The sequence below is a fragment of the Chondromyces apiculatus DSM 436 genome (assembly GCF_000601485.1).
GTDB lineage: Bacteria > Myxococcota_A > Polyangia > Polyangiales > Polyangiaceae > Chondromyces > Chondromyces apiculatus.
The window spans coordinates 21,096-41,940 of sequence record NZ_ASRX01000094.1 but is presented as its reverse complement, the minus strand read 5'-3'; the positions used below and the strand labels follow the sequence as shown (position 1 = coordinate 41,940).

Below are 20,845 nucleotides of genomic sequence, written 5' to 3'. Positions count from 1 at the left end.
GGCGGGTGGGGCGTGGACCTCGCTAGCTTAGCGCTCGTGCTCGGACTTGCCCGGGGGCGGTGGGGCGGTGGGGCGGTGGGGCGGTGAGGAGGAGACGGCGCGTGCGGGACGGAGGGGGGGCCTGGAGCTGCGGCGCGGAGGCGGCGCGGAGGCGGCGCGAGGTGCCCGCGTGGTGCCCGCGAGGGGCGCTCCCCACGACTGGGTGCGGGAGCCACGCCAGTTTGCGCCAGGCGATCGGCGTGTTAGGTGGTGCCGGTTCGAGCCGAGGCATCCCATGCAGGACCCGAAGACCACACCCCGCGACGTGAAGGCTCCCCATGGGGGACGGGTGATGGAGATCCGGTGGGCCGATGGCCACCGCTCCGTGCTGCCGCACGAGGTTCTCCGCGGCTATTGCCCGTGCGCCCACTGTCAGGGGCACAGCGGCACCATCAAGTACGTGCCGGGAGGCGACCTGGAGATGAGAGAGCTGCAACAGGTCGGCAACTACGCGCTCCAGTTCACCTGGGGAGACCGGCACGACACCGGGATCTACACCTACCGGTACCTGCGCTCGCTCTGTCAGTGCGACGAGTGCAAGCCGGGCTTCCGTCCGCCGGGGCAGTCGTGACAACCCGCAAGCTGGATCCGCTGCAGATCGTGCAGGCCTCGTACGTCGGCGGGGTCGGCGTGACGATGAACGCGGGCCGCGACAAGGCGGCGGCGGGGTTCGAGGGGCTGCCGCCGCCGACGACGGCGGAGGTGGCGTTCGCGGGGCGCTCGAACGTCGGCAAGTCGAGCCTGATCAACGCGCTCGTGGAGCGGCACGGCCTGGTGCGGACCAGCTCGACGCCGGGCTCGACGCGGCAGATCAACGTCTTCGAGGCGAAGGCGCGCGACGGGGCGGTCTTCCGCCTGGTGGACCTGCCGGGCTACGGCTTCACGCGGCGCTCGAAGGCGGAGCAGAACCTGTGGGCCTCGCTGATCGAGGGCTACCTGCGCGGGCGGGTGACGCTCGGCGCGGTGGTGCTGCTCGTGGACGCGCGGCGAGGGCTGCTCGAAGACGACCTGGAGCTCATCCAGTTCGTCGAGGCGGCCAAGGAAGCGACGCGCAGGCCGGTGCAGCTCATCCTGGTGGCGACCAAGATCGACAAGCTGCCCAGCTCGCAGCGCAAGAGCGTGCTCTCGCGCCTGGCACGCGCGGTGGCCGAGGCGGTCTACCAGGCCGCCCATGTCGCCAGGGGAGACGCGGAGCAGGCGCCGCAGGGCCGCAAGAGCGCGGGGCCCTCGGAGCCGCCCCGCCGGAGCGGGTCGAGCGCGCCGCCTTCGCTGCGTGGAGGGGCGCTGCCGCCGGAGGGTGGGCGCCGGAGCGGGTCGAGCGCGCCGCCTTCGCTGCGCGGAGGGGCGTCGAGGCCAGGTGGATCGAGCGCGCCGCCGCCGCTGCGCGGTGCGATGAGGTCAGGTGGATCGAGCGCGCCGCCTTCGATGCGCGGCGGGGCGCAGCGGCAAGGCGGGGCAGGCGCGCCGGCCTCGGTGCGCGGCGGAGCGCTGCGGCCAGGCGCGCTCCCGGCAGAGGGAGCAACGGACCGCGCCGAGGAAGAGGTCCCGCTGAACATCCCGGTGCGGCCCATCCTGGGGTTCTCCTCGATCACGGGTGAGGGGCGCCGGGAGCTGTGGGTCTCCATCCGGCGTCACGCGCTCGGGCTGGAGTCGGCGCCCACCTCGGGGGCGGGGGTCGGCGTGCAGGAGGCGTCGCGTGCGGAGGGCACGTCGACGGAAACGGCATCGCCTCTTGCCGCATCTGAGTCGTCGGCCGCATCTGAGTCGTCGAATGAGTCGTCGAACGCGCGGGAGCCTTCTGGTTCGTCCTGACCCGGCGGTGCCGTCATGCTCGAGTACTCCGGCAAGATCACGCAGGTCACGCCGTCGCTGATCCCGCTCTGGTGCCTTCCTCTGCTGTTCTTCGTGGCTGCCCTGGTGTGCGCCACGCTGGGGCTGCGCTTCGAGCGGGAAGGGACGGGAAGGGCGCTCGCCGGCAAGCTGCACCTCGGGGGCGCGGGCGCGACGCTGGTCGGCCTCGGGGCGTCGGTCGCGGGCGCGGTGCTCGCGCTCGTGCAGCTCGTCCTCTTGCAGGGGACTGACGAGGCGCGCCGCTGCCTGCACGGCGTGGCGTGGACGCTCGGGCGTATCGGCTCGCTCGACGTGAGCCTTGCCTTCTCGATGGACCTGCTCGGCGCGGCGCTCTCGCTCGCGGTGGCGATCGGGGCCGTGGTGGTGCTGGTGGTGGCAGGGCGCACGCGCGCCACGCGCGAGGCTGCGGGCGAGGGCGTCTGGTCGCGCTCCGTGGCGGGGCTCTGCTGGCTCGCGGGGTCGGCCGTGCTGATCGCCCTCGCGGACAACCTGGTGGTGATGCTGCTGGGCGCCGAGGGGCTGGCGGTGGCCTCGGCGGTGCTCCTTGCGCTGCGCTGGGAGCCCATGGCGGGGACCAAGGGAGCGGCGGACGCGAAGGGAGCGGCGGACGCGAAGGATGCGGACGCGAAGGATGCGGACGCGAAGGATGCGGACGCGAAGGATGCGGACGCCGGCAGCGAGGCGCGTGACGTGCGCGAGGGGCAGGATGCGCGCGCTGCGGGTTGGGCGTTCCTCGCGCACCACGCGGGAGACGCGGTGGTGCTGCTCGGCGCGGCGCTGCTCTTCTGGGGGATGGGCGGGCAGTGGCTGAGCGATGGACGCTACCTGCCAGATTACCGGGCCCGGTTCGTCGCGGTGCACGCGGGCGGCGAGGGGGCCGCGGTAGGGGGGAGCCGGGGCACGGAAGAGGCGGTGGACGTCAAGGGTGAGGCCGCGGCCAGGGCACGGGAAGCGCGGGCGCGTCCGAGCATCGAGCAGCTCCGGACGCGCGCGGGAGCGAGGGCCCACCTGAGCCTCGCGAGCTTCCCGGGGGCGCAGGTGTTCCTCGGGCTCGCGGACCGGGCGCAGCTCGCGGCGCACCCCGAGCCGTTCGCGGTGGCGCCGTTCGTGCGCAAGGAGATCTCGGCGGGCGCGCACGCCATGATCGTGCTGCCGGGCGGGGGCGCCACGGTGTCGGGGGACGGGTTCGAGGTGGCCTCGATCGAGCGGGTCTCGGTGGCGCCCGGGGAGGACATCGCGATCGTGCCGGTGGGGCCGACGCTCTCGTTCCGGGAGCTGCAGGATCAGCTCGTGCTCAGAGACGAGTCCGGGTCGGCGTTCCTGCGCAAGGACCTCGGGGGGAAGAAGGCGTGGGGCGGCTTCGGCCTGGTGTCGCTGTCGTGCGCGCTGTTCCTGCTGGGCGCGGCGCTGAAGTCGGCGCAGGCGGTGGCCTTCCTGAGCACCTTGCCGGAGCGGGTGCCCGCTGCCGTGTGGGTCGCGGCGGGTGCCGCGGCGTACGCGGGTGTGCTGCTGGTGGTGCGGCTCGATGCGCTGTTCGAGCTGGGCTTCCTGGGGAGCGGCGCGGCGGGCGTGCTGCTCCTCGCGCTGCCGTTCGCGGGGGTGCTGCTCGCGCGGTGGGTGGGGCAGCGGATGAGGGCCCCGCGGAAGGTGCAAGACGCGGCGGTGGCCGAGGGAGGTGCGTCGTGAAGGCAGGGGCTGGAGCTGCGATGAAGCGCCTCTTGCCGCTCGCCTGTGCCGCGGCGGTGATGCTCGGCGCCGCGAGCCCGGCGCACGCCGAGGCGCCCCGGGGACGCCTCGTGCTGCGCGGCACGGGGGCGGGGCCGGCGGGTCCCTTGGAGCTGGAGGCGCAGGGCGCCGACTTCGTGGGCACCTTCGTGGTGGAGAACGTCGGTGATGCGCCGGCGCGCGTGGAGCGGGTCGCGGTGCGCACCTCGGTGGACGATCCACGCACGCCCCCGGGCGTGACCGCGGCCCTGGAGCGCGGGGGGCAGACCCTGCTGCGGCCCGGAGAGCGGCGCACGGTGACCGTGCGGTGGAAGGCGGACGGGGCGCGGGCGACCTCGCTGCACGGACACGTGGTGGTGGTGCCAGCCTCGGTGGAGGCCGAGGTCGGCGTGGCGAGCGCGGAGCTGCCTCCGGCGATGGGGATCCACGCCGACAGGGGACGTGGGCTCGGGTTCGTCGGGAAGCACGCGCTGTCGCTCCTCATGCTCGTGCCGCTGCTCGGGGCGCTCGGGGCGGTGCTGTCGCGGCGGGTGAAAGATGCCGTGCTGGGGCGGCTGTTCCCGGTGGGGGCGCACGCGCTGAACGTGCTGCTCGCCGCGTGGGTGTGCGCGACCTTCGATGCGGGCTTCAGCCGGGTCGATGGCAACGACGGCCTCCAGCACGTGGAGCGACGGGCGCTCGTGCCCTCGCTGGGGATGGAGCACTTCGTCGGCGTCGACGGGATCTCGGTCGCGCTCGTGCTGCTCGGGGCGCTGGTGGGGCTCGCGGTGGCGCTGGCGAGGCTCGCGGAGGAGCGCGAGGGTCAGGGGGGGCGCGGGGAGCCAGCGCTGCTGGACGTGTCGGTGGCGGGGCTCCTCGGGGTGTTCGTCGCCCAGGACCTCGCGCTGTTCTGCGTGGCGTGGGCGGTGATGCTGCTGCCCCTCGCGGCGTACCTGCGGTCCGGGAGGACGCCGGACGTGCGCCGCGCCTCGGGGCGGCTGCTCGGAGTGTCGGTGGTGAGCGTGGTGCTGCTCGTGCTGTCCGCAGGGTGGCTGTACCGGAACGGAGGGCCGAGCTACCTGGTTGACGGGACGGTGGCGGCGCGGTCGCTGGCGCTGCCGGAGCTGTCCCGCGTGGACTGGGTGTCGAAGGGGCTCTCGCTCCTCGGGGTCGGTGCGTTGCCGCTCGTGTGGTGCGCGCTGCTCGTGGCCGTCGGGGTGTTCCTGCCGGTGGTGCCGCTGGGCGGGTGGCTGCCGGATACGCTGAGCGGGGCGCGGGCACCAGCGCGGGTGCTGCTCGGGGGCGGGGTGCTCTCGGCGGCAGGGTACGCGGTGATCCGTCTCCACGCGGGAGTGCTGCCGGACGCGACGCGGTGGGGCGCCGGGGGGATGGCGGCGCTCGGGGTGCTCACGTTCGTGGGCGGCGCGGCGATGGCCGTGGGGCAGCGGGATCTCTTGCGGCTGCTGGGGTACGCCTCGGTGAGCCGGGCGGGGCTGGTGCTGCTCGGGGTGGGATCGCTGACGCCACAGGGGATGCAGGGGGCAGCAGCGCAGCTCTTCCAGCAGGGAGTGCTCGCCGCGCTCCTGTTCTTGGTGGCATCGGTGGTGGAAGTGCGGGCGCGGGGGCGCTCCGTGGATGGGCTCGAGGGACTCCTCGCGGACATGCCGCGCGCGGGGTGGTTGCTCGCGCTGGGGCTCGCGGCATCGGTGGGGCTCCCAGGGCTGAGCGGGTTCTGGGCGGAGACGCTGGTGCTGTTCGGGGTGGTGCCGCGCTACCCGTGGCTCGCACTCTTCGTGGTGCCCGGGGTGGTGCTCGGCGCCGTCGCCATGGTGACCGCGCTGCGCAAGGTGCTGCCAGGGGCTCCGCGGGGGCGCGGGCCGGACCTCGGCGGGAGCGATCTCGCGCTCGCCGCGCCGCTCGCTGCGCTGGTGGTGCTGCTCGGGCTGTCTCCGCGGCTGCTGCTCGGGGTGAGCGATCGCGCGGCGCTCGACCTGCACCGCCGGCTGGATCCTCCGTCACCGACCCAGATCGCCCTGGCGGCGCCGCCAGCGGCGGTCGAGGTCGCGCGGGTGGACGGGAGCGGTGTGATGTTTTCTGACGGCGATGGGCGCGGTGACGGGCGCGGTGACGGGCGCGGCGATGGGCGTGGTGATGGGCGCGGTGACGGGCGCGGCGAGGGTCACAGCGAAGGTCACGGCGAAGGACGGGCGCGGGAATGGGCGTGGTGAACAGCGGGGTGTCGCTCATGGATGACGCGCGGACGCGGGCGCGCTGGACGCGTGGGGTGCGGCTGTGGTCGGGGGGGCTGCAGATCGGGGGGGAGCTTTTGCCGCTGCTCGCGGGGAGCGTGCACTACTGGCGGCTCGACCCGCGGGACTGGCGCGCCTGTCTGCAGAGCGTGAAGGACCTCGGGTTGCGGCTCGTGGACACCTACGTGCCGTGGGCGGTGCACGAGACGGCGCCGGGGATGTTCGAGCTCGGGCAGCGGGACCCGCAGCGGGACGTGGCGGCGTTCATGCGGCTCGCGCACGAGATGGGGCTCTTCGTGATCGCGCGGCCAGGGCCGCACATCAACGCGGAGATGACCTGCTTTGGCATCCCGGAGCGGCTGATCTGGGATCCGAGCTGCCAGGCGCGCTCGCCGGAGGGGCACCCGGTGATGCTGCCCATGCTGCCTTCGGGGTTCCCGGTGCCGAGCTACGCGAGCGAGGCGTTCCACGACGAGGTGGCGCGGTACTTCCACGCGCTCGGGCCCTCGCTCGCGCCGCTCCTCTACCCGACGGGGCCGATCGTGATGCTCCAGGTGGACAACGAGGGAGCGATGTACTTCCGGGACGGGGCCTACGATCAGGACTACCACCCGGACGCCATCGCGCTCTACCGGGCGTTCCTGCGGGACAAGTACCGGACCATCGACGCGCTCACGCGGGCGTACGGCAAGCGCTCGTCGAAGCCGCCGATGGACGAAGGGGAGCGCTTCGCGTCGATCACCCCGCCCACGTCCTTCGACGCGGAGCACCCGGAGGATCTGCCGCGGCACCTCGACTGGTGCGAGTTCCACGAGCACCTCCTGGAGACGGCGATGGGGCGCTTCGCGCGGGCGCTGGCCGAGGCGGGGCTCGACGGGGTGCCGACGACGCACAACCTGCCGATGGGGCAGGAGACGACGGCGCTGAACGCGGCGCGGCTGACGCGCGTCGTCGACCTGTGCGGCCTCGACTACTACAACACGGCGGCGCCGGTGAGCCGCGCCATCATCGCCCGGCGGACGACGGAGCTGTCGGTGCGCTGCGAGGGGCTCGGGATCCCGGCGTTCGCGTGCGAGATGGGCGCGGGGTTCCCGCCGTTCTTCCCGCCGCTCGAGGAGCGCGACAGCGCCTTCACGGTGCTCACCGCGATGGCCTACGGGCTGCGCGGCTACAACGTGTACATGGCGGTGGAGCGCGATCGGTGGATCGGGGCGCCCATCGACAGGCGGGGGAGGAAGCGGCCGTTCGCCGCGTTCTGGCGGAAGCTCTCGGCGGCGATGGAGGCGACGTCGTTCCACACGCTGAAGCGGCGCACGCCGGTGCGCATCCTCGTCCCGCGCTCGGAGCGGAGGCTGACGCGGGCGATGCATGCGTTCGGGCCGCTGATCGGGGCGTTCTTCTCGGTGCTGGGGGCCGGGGCGCGGGAGCGGTGCCTGGAGGACGATCTCGGGCTCGGATACCCGCTCGCCGTGGAGGCCGACACGTTCGCGCGGGCCTTCGAGGAGGCGCTCGACGTGCGCGGGGTGCCGTACGCCTACGTGGGCGGAGAGGACCGGGAGGTGTCGCTCGGGGGGGCGCAGTGGCTGATCTGCGCGACCTCGGGGGCCCTCCAGCCCTCGCTCCTGCAGCGGCTGGAGGAGGCAGCTCAGCGCGGGGCGCTCGTCACCCTGGGGCCGAGAGAGCCGGTGTTCGACGGCGCATTCCGGGCGCTGCCCGAGCCCTACGATCTGTCACGCCTGCGCGCGCCGCGGGCGGCGGCCCACGACCCGCAGCTTCTCCAGGCCGATCCGGCGGCCGCCAACGCGGCCGTGGCGCGCGCGATCGAGGCGCTGGGGCTGCCCACGTACGCCTGCGATCCGGAGGGGGTGTTCGCGACGGTGCACGAGGACGACGCGGGGCAGCCGCGGGTGCTGTTCCTGATCAACCCCGGCGACATGGATGTGATCGCGCGCGTCGCCATCGACGCGGACCGGGCCACGGACCTGCTCGAAGACGGGCGCTACGAGGTGCGGCGGGGCTCCGGGGGGTCGGGGAAGCCGACGACGATGGGGCGCGCATCCGCGGGGCTGCTCGAGATCCGGTTGATGCCGCGGACCGTTCGCATGCTGGCGCTGGATCGGTAACGGCGGTTGGACTAGTACTGCGCGCGTGGAACAGGGGCTCCGGGCCCCTTCGTTCCCGATGGTCGCTACCCCTCGTCTTCCTCCGTCATTGTGTCGTACGCGGAGGGGTACGTGTGCGCGCCCAGCGCCGTCGCTCTGCTCTTCACGGGCTCCAGAAAGGGGAGACTCATCATGCGTAGCGTGTTCGTTGCGTGTCGCCTCGCCAGAATCCCTGTCCTCTCGCTCGCGCTCCTTGCCTCCGGCGTTGCCGGCGCGCTGGGCGTCACGGGATGCACCAGCAAGACCGAGGAGTGCAACAAGCTGATCGCCATCCTCAACCAGGAGAACAAGAAGGTCTCCGAGGGGATGCAGGGCATTGACGGCAGTGCCTTCAAGAAGATGGGCGACGATCTGGACGCCTCGATGAAGGCGATCGGCGCCGTGGAGGTGAAGGTGCCCGAACTCGTGAAGCTCCGCGACGAGATGAAGAAGTCCTACGGCGACTTCGCGGTGGCCGCGCGCGAGGCGGGCGAGAGCATGAAGAGCGATCCGAGGAAGGCCATGACTGCGCTGAAGCAGGTCTCGTCCCTCCACGAGCAGAACAGCAAGCTCGTGAACGACATCAACACCTTCTGCCACGCCAAGTAGCGGCGCGAGGCCGCCGCGCGGGTGAGCCGCGCGTCAGCGCTTCATCGCGTCAGCGGCTCAGCGCGTCCGCGCTTCAGCGGCGCCAGAGGATGGTCTCCCGGCTGCTGCGAGGGCCGAGGAGGGGGGGGACGGCCTTGAGCTTCACGGACTTTCCGGCAGGGAGCTGGATGACCTGGGGGTCGCCGCTGAGGGTCCAGGCGGGGCCGTCGGTGAGGGGATAGACGTACGGAGGGGACTGGCTCAGGACGAGGGCGACGATCTCCTTCTCGCCGGAGCGGCCGGTGACCTCGATGCCGCCCGGGATCTCCACGAAGCCGGTGAGGCTGGTCAGCTCGAAGCCGGACACGGCCATGCGCCGCGCGAAGGCGAGCACGTCGAGGGCGCGCTCCTGCTGCGCGCGGTTGCCGCGCACGACGGGAAGCCACGAGGGGCGCTTCGCGCGCGCCGTGCCCGGAGGGAAGCTCCCGGGGTCGCCGAGGGCGCCGGGGCGCGTTTCGAGGCAGAGGCCATGCGCGACGCCGATGTGCACCGGAGGTCGGCAGAGCGTGTCGGGCGCCTTGTCGGGGACGTCGAGCAGCGAGCGCTTGTCAGTGGAGGCCGCGAGGAAGAGCGCGTAAGCGCCGGGGGCCGCCGGGGCCTCGCCCTTCGGAGGGGTGGTGGCGGACTCGCCGGGGGCGAGGGGGCCGAGGCCGCTGGCGATGAGCGTCATCTCCGCGTCGAAGGTGTGGTCGTCGGGGGGCGTCCACACCTCGGCGGTGCGCCCGGCGAGGGTCGCCAGCTCACGCATGCCCAGCAGGCCTCCCGCGAGCCGCGCCGGGGCCGAGAACACGGTCAGCTCGCCCCTGCCCTCGCGCCACACGCTCACGCCTTCGAGGGCGCGGCCGCAGGCCACGATGGCGCCACGCGCCTTCTGGATGGGGCGCTCGCCGCCGGGGAGGCGCAGGCTGAGCGCGTCGTCTGGGTCGTCGCTCTGCGCGAGGAAGCACGTCTCCTTGACGGCGGGGAGCACCACGAGCGGGGTGCTCGCCGGCGCCGACGCGACCCGCCGGAGGCCGAGGGCCTCCACCCGGGTCTCGCGCGCTTCACCAGCGCCCGCGGGGGGGTGGGCGGTGATGAAGGCGTCGATGCCCTCCTCGGCGCACCGGCGATCCGCGCTCTCGGCCACGCGCGCCTCGGGGGGCGTGGGGAGGATGTGGAGCAGGTCCGCGCCGCCGGTGACGGCGACGGGCGCGGCGAGCACGCGCAGCTCGACGCCCTCGCCGCCTTTGACGCTGAAGATCAAAGGCTCCATGCCGCAGCCGCACAGGCCGACCGAGTTGCCCTCGACGGAGACGGGGCCGCGCTCCACGCGCACCTGCGGCGTGCCGCTCTCGGCGCCGGCGATGGCCACGTAGCAGCGCCCGCGCTCGCCGGCGACGGTGAGGGGAGCCTTGCCGGAGCTGGACTCGGTGAGCTCGAAGCCCTCGCGCAGGAACGGGGCGGCCGCCTTGTCGACGGCTTCCATCATGGTGGCGCGGGCCGACACGTAGCTGCGCGCGCGGGGCAGGATCAGGAAGGCGCCCGCGGCGATGGCGCCGACGAGGAGCGTGGCGCCGAGCGCGCGGTGAATGCGGGCCCGCCGCGCCTCGCGCATGTTGTGGTCGACCCGATCGAGCGCGGTGGTGACCGCATCGCGGAGGCGTTCTGCCTCCTTGCGCGCGAAGGCGAGATCCTCGGCGTTGCCCTCGCTGCGTCCTTCCAGGATGGCGATGGCGCGCTCGACCTCGGCGAGTTCCTTGAGGGCGCGGCGCTCCTGATCGCTGAGGTGGGCAAACTGGGCGTCGGGGAGCCTCGGCTTGGGCGCCTTCCTGGCGGCTTGCTGGCCTCTCATGCGTCGGGAGTGGTCACGGCAGGGTGGGCGCCGATGCGTGGCGCGCGGGCGCGGGGAGTCCGGGCGCTCCGGGGATGGTCCAGCTCGGGGAGATCGGTCACCTGTCAGGCCTCATAGCGAAGCGAATTGCCCGCGTTGTCGTGCAGTTTACCCATGCCGATGAGAACCAGATCGATCAGGGCCCAGATGCCGAAGCCGCCGCAGGTGAACAGCTTGAGGATGCCGAGGCCCGTCTGGCCGAGGTAGAAGCGGTCCGCTCCGAAGTAGCCGAGGAAGTACGCGAGCAGGAAGGCCGTCGACTGGCTCTGTTGCGGGTAGCCCGCGGCCGGCTCTCGCCGCAAGAGCAGGCCCCTGTCGTCGCGCATGGTGCCGATGCCGATGAGGATGGTGTCGACCATGGCCCAGATGCCGAAGCCGCCGCAGGTGAGCAGCTTGAGGATGCCAAGGCCCATCTGCCCCAGGTAGAAGCGGTCTGCGCCGAGCATGCCGAGGAACAGGGCGAGGACGAATGCCGTCGATTGTTCCTTGTCCGAGAACGGAGCGAGCTCGGAGGAAGGCTGCGGTCCGAAGGCTCCCCCGCCAGGTGGCGGACCCCAGTCGCCGCCAGGAGGCGGGCCGAAGCTGCCACCGGCCGGCGGTGCACCCCACCCACCGCCGGGAGGTGGCGCGCCCCAGGCACCTCCGCCGGCGCCGCCTTGCTGTCCGCTGCCCCAGCCTCCTCCGGGTGGGGGCGGGTAACCGTTGCCTGCGCTCATGGTGCTTCTTCCTGCGCCGGATTCGAGGGGGGGCAGGCCCGTCTCGCCGCCGCACGGCCATGCTACAGTAACCGCGCTCGCAGTTGCGCATGGACCTCGTTCCTCGGCGCAAAGGAGATGTCTCTCGGCCCCTGAAGGGGCTTCGCGTCCGGGCGGTTCCGTCGAGCGACGGATGGTCCAACGACGGCCGAGCGTGTGTACGGGTCGCGGCTCGATCCCATGCCGATCGGTAGCTTTGGGGTGGGAAACAGGCTGCGGGCTGTGCTTTCCTCGGAGTGTCCAGGGGGAGGCGCTGCGTTGCAAGCGGCGTCAGAGGAGGACGCGATGGCCGCCAATGACGTGATGGTCCGGAACCATGTGCAGATGGTGGGGACCGGAGAGAAGCTGATCGTTTTCGCGCACGGGTTCGGCGGCAACCAGACCACGTGGTGGAGGCAGGTGGAGGCGCTCTCGCCTCATTACAAGATCCTGCTCTTCGATCACGTGGGCCACGGTCGCTCCGACTGGATGGCCTACAGCCCGCGACGCTACGGGAGCCTGCGCGGCTACGCGACGGACCTGCTCGAGGTGCTGAGCGCCGCGAAGGCCGAGCGGGTGTGCTACGTGGGGCACTCCATGAGCGCGATGATCGGCCTGCTCGCCGCGATCGACCAGCCGGAGCGCTTCGAGAAGATGGTCTTCTTCGGCGGGTCTCCTCGGTACATGGACGAGGAGGGATACACGGGCGGCCTCGATGCGGAGACGGCCGAGGCCATGTACGATGCCATGTCGACCAACTACCACGCCTGGGCCGCGGGCTTCGCCGGAGCGATGATGGCGGCGCCAGACCGGCCGCACCTCGCGGTGGATTTCGCCGCGACCCTGGCCTCGCTCAGGCCCGACATCGCTCAGCCCATCATTCGCATGGTGCTCGGGTCCGACCACCGCGAAGACCTGCCGCGCCTGCGCGTGCCCACGTTGATCGTGCAGTCCAGAGACGATCTGGTGGTCCCCATGTCGGTGGGGGAGTACATGGCGAAGAAGATCCCTTACGCCCAGTACCTGGCCATCGAGGCCTCGGGGCACCTCCCGCAGATCACTGCACCCGAGGCCTCGACGCAGGCCATCCGCTCGTTCTTCGGGTGAGCCGGTGCCAGGCGCGGCCATGACCCGTCTGCGCAAAGGTGAGGTCTCTCGGCCCCTGAAGGGGTGCTCGCGTCCGGGCGGTTCCGTCGGGTGACGGATGGTCCAACGATGGCCGAGCGTGTGTACGGGTTGCGACTCGGTCCGCTGCCGAGCGGTAGTTTTGGGGGTGGGAAACAGGCTGCGGGCTGTGCTTTCCTCGGAGGGTCCAGGGGGGGTGCTGCCCATGACGCCTGGCGTTCGAGGAGGTCCAGATGGCAGTCAATGACGTGATGATCCGGAACCATGTGCAGTTGACAGGGACCGGAGAGAAGCTGGTGGTCCTCGCGCACGGGTTCGGGGGCAACCAGACCTCGTGGTGGCGGCAGGTGGAGGCGCTCTCGCCGTACTACAAGATCCTGCTCTTCGATCACGTGGGCCACGGCCGCTCCGACTGGTCGGCCTACAGCCCGCGGCGGTACGCGACGCTGCGCGGCTACGCGACGGACCTGCTCGAGGTGCTGAGCGCCGCGAAGGCCGAGCGCGTGTACTACGTGGGGCACTCCATGAGCGCGATGATCGGCCTGCTCGCCGCGATCGACCAGCCGGAGCGCTTCGAGAAGCTGATCTTCTTCGGAGCATCGCCGCGGTACATGGACGAGGAGCACTACAAAGGCGGCTTCAATGCCGAGGCGGCGGATGCCACCTACGATGCCATGTCGACCAACTACCACGCCTGGGCAGCGGGCTACGCGGGCGCGATGATGGCGACGCCCGACAGGCCGCACCTCGCCATGGAGTTCGCCGAGACCCTGTCGTCGATCCGGCCCGACATCGCCCAGCCCATCATTCGCATGATCCTCGAGTCCGATCACCGGGAGGATCTGCCGCGCCTGCGCGTGCCCACGTTGATCGTGCAGTCCACGGGCGATCTCGTGGTCCCCATGTCGGTGGGGGAGTACATGGCGAAGAAGATTCCGTGCGCCGAGTACCTGGCCATCGAGGCCTCGGGGCACTTCCCGCACGCCAGCGCCCCCGAGGCCACGTCGCAGGCCATCCGCTCGTTCTTCGGGTGAGCCGGTGCCAGGCGCGGCCATGACCCGACGCGCGCTCGCGGTGCTCGCCGCGGGTCAACGCGTCGGGGCGGAAGACAACCTGGAGCGCGTCCTCGCCTGCGTGCGGGAGGAGTGCGGCGCCGACGTGGCGCTGGTGCTGCAAGAGGTCGATCCGGTCACCATGGTCGTGCTGACGAGCGTGCCGCCGACGCTGCCGCGGGGTGACGCGGTGAGCACGGAGATCGTCGGGGACGCGGTGCGCACGGGGGAGTGCATCTACCGCAGCACGCGCTCCGCGCTGAGCCCGCTGCCGAGCGGGCTGCAAGGGAGCACCGCCGTCCTCCCCTTCGCGGGGCGACAGGGGCTGCGGGGCGCGGTGGTGCTCGTCCAGGCCGATGACCAGCCCTACCTGCCCCTGCAGCGGGCGCGGCTCGAAGGGCTCTCCGGGCTCTTCGGGTTGCTCGCCGAGGTGGAGGCGGAGGCACTCCGGGCCGAGGGGCTGCGGGCCCGCTTCAACGCCATGGTGCACACCCTCCCGCACGGACTGGTGTTCATGGACGAGGGGGGCTCCGAGGCGTGGGTCAACGACGCCGCTGCGGAGATGCTCAAGGTGCAGCAGGGCGCGGTGGCGCCCTGGCTCGTGGCGCGGGCAATGGGCTCCCTGCAGTCGCGCGCCGACAACCGGGACGAGATCAGGGCGCAGCTCGCCGAGGTGCTGCGCTCACCCTCGGCAGAGCTGCGTGACCAGCGCTGGATCTTCACGAAGGGCATGGCGGGCGCGCAAGCCGGCGGCGTGCAGGCCGCCGGCGTGCAGGCCAGCGGCGTGCACGCCGGCGGCGCTCAGGCTGGCGGCGCGCAGATGCCGGGCCCGCAAGGTGGTCGCGTGCTCGCGGTGTCGACCACGCCCACCTCGGTGCGCGGGATCCAGGGGCGGCTCTGGGTGTTCGTGGACGTGACGGTGCAGCACTTCGCCCGGCAGGAGCTGCTCGACAAAAACCAGGCGCTCGACGCGGCGCGCGCGGAGGCGGAGACGGCGAACCGGGCCAAGTCGGAGTTCCTCGCGGCGATGAGCCACGAGATCCGCACGCCCATGAACGGTGTGCTGGGCATGGCGACGCTCCTCGAAGGGACGAAGCTCACGGCAGACCAGCGGGACTTCGTGGAGACCATCCGCGCGAGCGGCGAGGCGCTGCTCACCATCATCAACGACATCCTCGACCTGTCGCGCATCGAGTCGGGGCGCCTGGAGCTGGAGTCCATCCCCTTCGACCTGCGCTCCTGCGTGGAGGAGGCGGTGGTGCTGCTCGGGCCGAGGGCGGCGGAGAAGGGGCTGGAGCTCGGGGCGCTCATCGCCGAGGACGTGCCGGCGCGGGTCGTGGGAGATCCGGCGCGGACGCGGCAGATCCTGATCAACCTCATCGGCAACGCGGTGAAGTTCACCCGCACCGGCGAGATCCTGGTGGAGGTGAGCCGCGCGGGAGGTGGCGGGGGCGGCGCGGCGAACGGCGACGCCAGCGTTGTGGCGAGCGGTGCGGTGAGCCTGGTGCGCCTCGCGGTACGGGACACGGGCATCGGTATTCCGGCCGATCGCATGGGCCGGCTGTTCCAGTCTTTCAGCCAGGTGGACGCCTCGATCGCGCGCGAGTTCGGGGGGACCGGGCTCGGGCTCGCCATCTGCAAGAAGCTGAGCACGCTGCTCGGGGGGCAGATCGGGGCGGAGAGCACGGTCGGGGTGGGCTCCACGTTCCACGTGGTCCTCCCGCTGCCCGCGGCGCCGGTGTCGGCGACGGCAGCCGCGCCAGCGCCCGGGCTCGCGTACCTCGGCGGACTGCGGGCGCTGATCGTCGACGACAACGGGTCGAGCCAGAAGATCCTGGCGCAGCACGCCGCGACCTGGGGGATGGACACGGTCGTGGTAGGGTCCGGCCCGGAGGCGCTCGCGCTGCTGGAGCAGGGTGAGCGCTTCCACGTGGCGCTGGTCGACGCGGCCATGCCGGGGCAGTCAGGGTGGGAGCTCGCCGGGCTCTTCAGCATGCTGCCGGACCGACCGGCGGGCGCCGTGCTCCTCCTGGTGGCGGCGGGGGAGGCGCCGGGTGAGGTGTCGGGGATGCAGATCGACATCGCGGGGTTCGTGCGCAAGCCGATCCGGCGGCGCGCGCTCCGCGATGCGCTCCTGGCCGTGGCGACACCGCCCGAGGCGCAGGAGCCGGCGGCGCAGCCGAAGGAGGCCTCCTCGACGCAGGCGCAGCGAAAGGCGCTGCGGCTCCTCGTCGCGGAGGACAACGCCACCAACCAGAAGGTCACCCTGCTCATGCTCGATCGCCTCGGCTACGAGGCGAGCGTGGTCCCCGACGGCCAGGTCGCTGTCGACGCCGTCAAGAGCAGCACTTACGACGTGGTCTTCATGGACGTGCAGATGCCGGGGATGGACGGGCTCACCGCGACCCGGACGATCCGCGCGCTGGGCTCCACCATCATCCAGCCGCGCATCGTGGCCATGACCGCCAACGCGCTGCTCGGCGATCAGGAGCGGTGCGCGGCCGCAGGGATGAACGACTTCGTCGCCAAGCCGGTGCAGATCGAGGACCTCGCGGCGGCGCTCGAGCGCGCCGTGAACGCCACGCCGCGGCTGACGACGTTCGTGCAGGCGGCGCCCGCCGGGGTTGAGGGGGGGCCGTCGATCGATCCAGAGGTGTGGGCTCGCCTGAGCAACCTGTTCGGCGGCAAAGCGTCGTCGCTCGGCCGCATCCTCGACACCTTCATGGCGGACCTGGCGGCGCTCGCAGCCCAGATGCGCGCGGCGCACGAGGAGGGCGACTGGCCGAAGCTCGAGCGGGCTGCGCACACCCTGAAAGGCAGCTCCGCGATGGTGGGGGCCCTGCGGCTGTCGCGCTGCTGCGGGGAGCTGGAGCACGCGGTGTCCTCCCGGATGGACGCGGCGCCAGCGCTCGCAGCGACGCTGAAAGAGCAGCAAGCCGTCACGAGCGAGCTTTCGCTGAGACGCCCCATCACGAAGCCCCCCTCGCTGGTGGCCGCCGAGCGCAGGGCGCTGCCCTGAGTACGCGGCACGGGTCGCCGGTAGCGTTGCGTCAGCGGAATCGGGAGGTGTGTGTGCGCGCGCCTGGCTCACCCGCGACCGGAGGTTCTATCCTCGCGGCGCGCCATGTCCCGGTATCGGAGTGAAGTTCATTCCCTGCGCGCACGCATCCGCGAGCTGACGGAGCAGCTCGAGGCCCGTGATCGGGCCGAGGGCGTGGGAGATCATGCCAGCACCGGCTTCGGGAGGGGCATGTACCATGTCGGTCGCCTGCTCGGCGGCGCCTGGCGGAAAGTGCAGCAGTGGCGGCAGGGGAGCGTGAGCAGCAAGACCGAGGCGGCGCGGTTGCGCCTGCGCATGACCGCGCTGGAGCGCGCCCTCCTGGAGAGACCCTCGGCACCGCCTCCACGCTGGGAGGAGTGATCCAGACCGAGGGCGTGGGTGACCGTCCGCTGGTTTCAGCTCAGGGGTAGTCTCCGCGGTACCGAGCGCTCGTGCTGACTTCTGTGTCGGCGGTGCGGTAGTTCGTCACCATCCACACCAGGGCCACCGCGACGCCGGCGATGATGAAGAAGATCTGCGCGCTCGCGATGTGGGCGAAGTTGAAGAGCCACGGAGAGGCGATCAGGAAGAGGCCCGCACCGAGCTCGATGCCGCCATGGATGGGGAACGGGATGGCCTTGACGACCCCGAGCGGGTAGGCCGTGAGCAGGCTCATCCCGAGCTGCACGACGGCGAGGATGTAACAGATGGTCGCCGGAAGACCCGCGAAGCCGAAGAGCGACGGCGCGAGCACGAGCAAGGCGACGATGGCGTAGTCGATGTAGCCGTGGATCCGCGAGTTGAGAATGTTCATGTTGCCCTCCCGAGAGAGTTCTCTCGCGGAGGAAGCATCGGGCGTGCCGTCGAACTGGCACCAGGCGCTGAGACGGGTCGTGACGGGGCGTGACGGGTGGTAACAGGTGCGTGCGGCGGGGGCGCGTGCCCCGCCGTGAGGCACGCTCAGTGGACGCCGCCGACCAGCCATGCGTGGGCCGGCACGAGAACCTCTTCGGGAGACGCTCCGCCCTGGCTCGCGGGGCCGGTGCTCGCGCCGTCGGAAAGGGAGCCGATGCGGAAGCCGTGGTCGCCGAAGACCAGCACCAGCGTGCGGGGAGGGAGGCTGTCCATGAAGCGCGCGATCACCTCGGTGACCTCCTCGGCGATGCCTTCGAGGCGCTCGGGGAGGGGAGGTCCCGCGTTGCGGAGGCGGGCTTCGACGAGGTCGAGCTTCATCAGCTCGCAGCGGCCAGCGCGCTCGCGGCGGAGCATGGAGACGGCGCGGCCGCGCGCGATGGCGGGCTCGGGGTCCGTGGCGAGCGGCTCCCGGAGCGCGTCGGCGCCGCGCGCGAGCAGGGAGAGCTGCGTGGCCGTGGTGGTGGGCAGCGCCGCCCAGAGCACGGAGCGCTCGACGAGCACGGCGCGGTCGGTGAGCGATTCCTTGAGGCGCGCGGCGACGCGCTCACCGAGGTCGAAGCGCATCGCGTCAACGAGGAGGAGCTTGACGGCGCGGGCCCCGTTGAGCCGACCGATGCGGGCGGCGAGGTCGGGGGCGTCAAGGACCATGGGGGGGCGCTTGCCGGTGACCCGCAGGGCGGAGAAGGACTCGCGGTAGCTGCGCTCGAAGCTCGTGCGCCAGGACTCGACGACGGCGCGCACGGAAGCGTCCGCCTCGCCCGAGAGGGTGGCGCCGAGCAGGGGGAGGTAGTGGGTCGCGAAGAGCTGCTCGATGATGCGCACCGGCCGCGGTCCGCGCGCTTCGTCGAGGGCGATGGCCATCGAGCGCCACTCGGCGGCGCTGAGGACGCGCGAAGGTGGCGGGGTGGAGCGACGGGGCGGGGGGAGGTCAGGGTCTGCGAGGGAGACGTCGTGCGCTGCGTGCGCTGCGTGCGCTGCGTGCGCTGCGTGCGCCGCTGTCGAGGTGGCGCCGTGCAGGAGCGTGGCAGCGTCGGCGCCGCGTACGGGGAAGCGCGGAGCGCCGGGCGCGGCAAGGGCACCAGGAGCGGCAGGAGAAGGCGCCGCGGGGGGCGTGGGCTCGGCGCGGGGGGCATCGGGGCGCGGGGCTTCGGCGCGGGGGGCATCGGGGCGCAGGGCCTCGGGGCGGCGCATCTTGGAGCGGGGAGGGAGGACGCCGCGGGGGCGCGCGTCCCGCGCCGGAGCTTCTGCGGGGGCGGGACAGGAAGGTTCGACGTCCACGTGCACGGCGGCAGCGCCCAGGGCCATCGCCAGGTCGCTGGCGATGACCTCGGCAGCAGCCAGCAAGGCGGTGGGCTCCACGGAGGGGTGCGCGGAGGCTCCCACGAGCGGCGTGGGCTCGCTGGGGAGGGTGGCAGGCTCGGGCGGGAGGGTCGGGGGCTCGCCGAAGAGCGTCGCGGCGTCGGGGAGCAAGCGGGGAGAGTCGATCTGGGGGTCGGACTCGCCGGCGTCCATCACGTCGGCGTCGGGCGGGCTGCTGTCACACGCCCCGCTGCCGTCACGCGCGCTGAGGAGCGTCTCCGGATCGGCCGGGGGAGGGGTGGTCCAGCGGGTGGGCAGGGCCGCCGGGGACCGCGGCTCGGCCTGCGGCGAGGCGAGGGAGGTCCAGGGGGCGGGGCCGGAGTCCTCCGGAGGCGCAGCGTCGGCAGCGAGCTGGGCGAGGGGGACCGGGGTGAGGACGCGGATGTTGCGATCGGGCTCGCCGAAGATGAGGGCGACAGGGGCGTCGCGGGTGGCGTCGAGCCAGGCCGTGAGCGCGCTGCTGTCAGCGTGGTCGAGGGCGCCGTCGTCTCCGGTGAGATGCTGCAGCGGGGGGAGCGCGACGCAGAGACCGGCGGCGCCCAGGGCGCGGGCCCGGAAGACCTGATCGTCGATGATGCTCGTGAGCGGGGCGTCGGGAGCGGTCCGCGGAGGCAGGGCGCCGCGGAGGGCGAGGGCGAGCTCGACGGCATCGTCGATGGCGACCCGGAGCGTTCCACGCTGGGCCACGGCGGTCGCCGCGCAGAGGAAGCGCCGCGTGCGCAGGTCGGCCCACGCTTCCTCGACGGGTCCACTCGGAGCGAACTGGACCTTTCGTGCGGCGAGGGTGGGCGGCAGGGGGGAGCGGCCCTCCAGGTGGTGGGCGCTGGCTGCAGCGGCAGGGTCAAGGCGCATCGCGGGGGCACGCTTGCAGAGGTCGTGCAGAAGGGCGAATTTTCTGCGAAAGCGCCGCCCGATCGGCGCTGAGAGGGGTGCCCTTCGGTCAGCGCCTGGCGAGCGTGAGGGTGGCGAGGCCCCCGAGCAAGGGCTCCTCGGCCACGAGCGCGAGGCCGACGGCTTCCAGATCGTCGTGGAGCTGAGCCTCGTCGTAGCGGGGGCGTGCCTCCACGGCGTCGGCCCAGGCGAGGAGGGCCTGCGTGCCGAGGGGGGCGAGGGCGTCGCCGGCCTCCTCGTCGCGGGCGAGATGGAGGGAGACAGCCTCGTGGGTCATCCTGGAGGACGGTTCGAGGAGGCCGAGGCGACCTCCCGGCCGGAGGACGCGGGCGGCTTCGCGCAGCAGCTCGCGCGGCACGGGGGCATGGAAGAGTGCATTGGCAGCGACCACCACGTCGAAGGACCCTGCCTCGCAGGGCAGGGCGACGAGGGAGGCCTCCTCGTAGCGGACGTTGGCGAGGCCAGCCGCGCGCGCGCGCAGAGAGGCGCGGGTGACCATCGCCGCGGAGCTGTCGACGCCGAGGGCCTCGCGGGAGCCTGCGGCGAGCTTCCGGGTCAGCGTGCCCGGACCGCAGCCGAGATCGAGGCACCGGGCCTCCGGGGTGGGCGCGGCGATCCGGGCGAGGTGGTCGAGGAGGCCCGCGTACGGGTCCTCGTGCTGCATGCGCTCGAAGAAGTCGACCATCTCGTGAAACGCGACGGCCCTGTCCCGGGCGCCGTGGCGGTCGCGCCAGCGCCACGCTGGTTCGAGTGCCTGGTAGGTGCCGCGGTAGTAGAGGAGAGGTGCGAAAGGGGTGCCGGCGGCGCCGTCGAGCACGTGGCCCACGTAGATCACGTGGTCGCCTGCGTCGTGGGTCTGCACGATGCGGCACCCCAGCCAGGCCAGCGCCCCCTCGATGATGGGGCAGCCCAGCGCGGAGCAGGGGGCTCCGGTGAGCGCTGCCTTCCGGTCGTCGTCGCTGCCCTTGCCGGCGAACAGGTCGGAGAGGGCGCGCTGGTCCTCGCGCAGGAAGCTCACGGCGAAGGCGCCCGAAGCGGCCGCGAGGACATGGGTGCGGCTGCGCTTGTCGGCGCAGAAGAGAACCATCGGCGGCTCGATCGACACCGAGCAGAAGGCGCTCACGGTCATCGCCTGGGTGACCCCGTCGTGGGTCGCCGACACCACCGTCACTCCGCTCGCGAACTGTCCGAGGACCCTCCGGAACTCCGAGGGAGCGATCGTCATCG

Annotated in this window: 15 protein-coding genes; 10 read left to right on the top strand and 5 right to left on the bottom strand. The window is 72.5% G+C overall.

Annotated features, from left to right (window positions below):
• Window positions 1–274: 274 nt before the first annotated feature.
• The 6 genes from CAP_RS54545 to CAP_RS38630 all read left to right on the top strand — a co-directional run bounded on the left by CAP_RS54545 (window position 275) and on the right by CAP_RS38630 (window position 8,593).
• Window positions 275–610 (top strand): gamma-butyrobetaine hydroxylase family protein, encoded by a 336-nt coding sequence (locus CAP_RS54545; protein WP_044250238.1) that lies wholly within the window; start codon window positions 275–277, stop codon window positions 608–610.
• Window positions 607–1,851 (top strand): ribosome biogenesis GTP-binding protein YihA/YsxC, encoded by a 1,245-nt coding sequence (gene yihA / locus CAP_RS54540; RefSeq protein WP_063748823.1) that lies wholly within the window; start codon window positions 607–609, stop codon window positions 1,849–1,851. The genes CAP_RS54545 and yihA overlap by 4 nt, the downstream gene beginning before the upstream one ends.
• A gap of 15 nt (window positions 1,852–1,866) precedes the next feature.
• The gene (locus tag CAP_RS38645; RefSeq protein WP_044250236.1) at window positions 1,867–3,576 is read left to right on the top strand and encodes a hypothetical protein; all 1,710 of its coding nucleotides are present in this window, start codon (window positions 1,867–1,869) and stop codon (window positions 3,574–3,576) included.
• Entirely contained in the window at window positions 3,573–5,822 is a 2,250-nt protein-coding gene (locus CAP_RS38640; RefSeq protein WP_156041525.1) for a complex I subunit 4 family protein, read from the top strand. Before CAP_RS38645 ends, CAP_RS38640 begins: the two co-directional genes overlap by 4 nt.
• Entirely contained in the window at window positions 5,810–7,966 is a 2,157-nt protein-coding gene (locus tag CAP_RS38635) for a beta-galactosidase (protein WP_231511951.1), read from the top strand. Before CAP_RS38640 ends, CAP_RS38635 begins: the two co-directional genes overlap by 13 nt.
• Before the next feature lie 171 nt (window positions 7,967–8,137).
• Entirely contained in the window at window positions 8,138–8,593 is a 456-nt protein-coding gene (locus CAP_RS38630; RefSeq protein ID WP_044250234.1) for a hypothetical protein, read from the top strand.
• 73 nt (window positions 8,594–8,666) lie between these two features.
• Here the strand turns inward: CAP_RS38630 and CAP_RS38625 are convergent, their stop codons facing one another.
• Both CAP_RS38625 and CAP_RS52975 read right to left on the bottom strand, forming a co-directional pair.
• Window positions 8,667–10,463: a hypothetical protein gene (locus CAP_RS38625; RefSeq protein ID WP_044250233.1), complete on the bottom strand. Its 1,797-nt coding sequence runs from the start codon at window positions 10,461–10,463 to the stop codon at window positions 8,667–8,669.
• Between the two features lie 104 nt (window positions 10,464–10,567).
• Complete coding sequence (locus CAP_RS52975) at window positions 10,568–11,218, bottom strand: TM2 domain-containing protein (RefSeq protein ID WP_052376739.1); 651 nt, start codon at window positions 11,216–11,218, stop codon at window positions 10,568–10,570.
• A gap of 324 nt (window positions 11,219–11,542) precedes the next feature.
• Here CAP_RS52975 and CAP_RS38610 point away from each other — a divergent pair, with 324 nt between their 5' ends.
• The 4 genes from CAP_RS38610 (at window position 11,543) to CAP_RS38595 (ending at window position 16,834) form a co-directional block, all read left to right on the top strand.
• Window positions 11,543–12,343, top strand: a complete 801-nt coding sequence (locus tag CAP_RS38610) for an alpha/beta fold hydrolase (protein ID WP_044250231.1) — start codon at window positions 11,543–11,545, stop codon at window positions 12,341–12,343.
• Window positions 12,344–12,594: 251 nt separating this feature from the next.
• Entirely contained in the window at window positions 12,595–13,395 is an 801-nt protein-coding gene (locus CAP_RS38605) for an alpha/beta fold hydrolase (protein ID WP_044250229.1), read from the top strand.
• 19 nt (window positions 13,396–13,414) lie between these two features.
• The gene (locus CAP_RS46525; protein ID WP_052376738.1) at window positions 13,415–16,432 is read left to right on the top strand and encodes a response regulator; all 3,018 of its coding nucleotides are present in this window, start codon (window positions 13,415–13,417) and stop codon (window positions 16,430–16,432) included.
• A 105-nt stretch (window positions 16,433–16,537) separates the two neighbouring features.
• A complete protein-coding gene (locus CAP_RS38595; RefSeq protein ID WP_044250228.1) occupies window positions 16,538–16,834 on the top strand; it encodes a hypothetical protein in 297 nt (98 codons plus the stop codon).
• 40 nt (window positions 16,835–16,874) lie between these two features.
• On the opposite strand, the gene CAP_RS38590 is transcribed toward CAP_RS38595, so the two are convergent.
• The 3 genes from CAP_RS38590 to CAP_RS38580 form a co-directional block, all read right to left on the bottom strand.
• On the bottom strand, window positions 16,875–17,267 hold the full coding sequence (locus CAP_RS38590) for an SPW repeat domain-containing protein (protein WP_044250227.1): 393 nt from the start codon (window positions 17,265–17,267) through the stop codon (window positions 16,875–16,877).
• Window positions 17,268–17,413: 146 nt separating this feature from the next.
• A complete protein-coding gene (locus tag CAP_RS55410) occupies window positions 17,414–19,579 on the bottom strand; it encodes a hypothetical protein (protein ID WP_044250226.1) in 2,166 nt (721 codons plus the stop codon).
• 88 nt (window positions 19,580–19,667) lie between these two features.
• Entirely contained in the window at window positions 19,668–20,843 is a 1,176-nt protein-coding gene (locus CAP_RS38580) for a flavin reductase (RefSeq protein WP_044250224.1), read from the bottom strand.
• Window positions 20,844–20,845 lie beyond the last annotated feature (2 nt).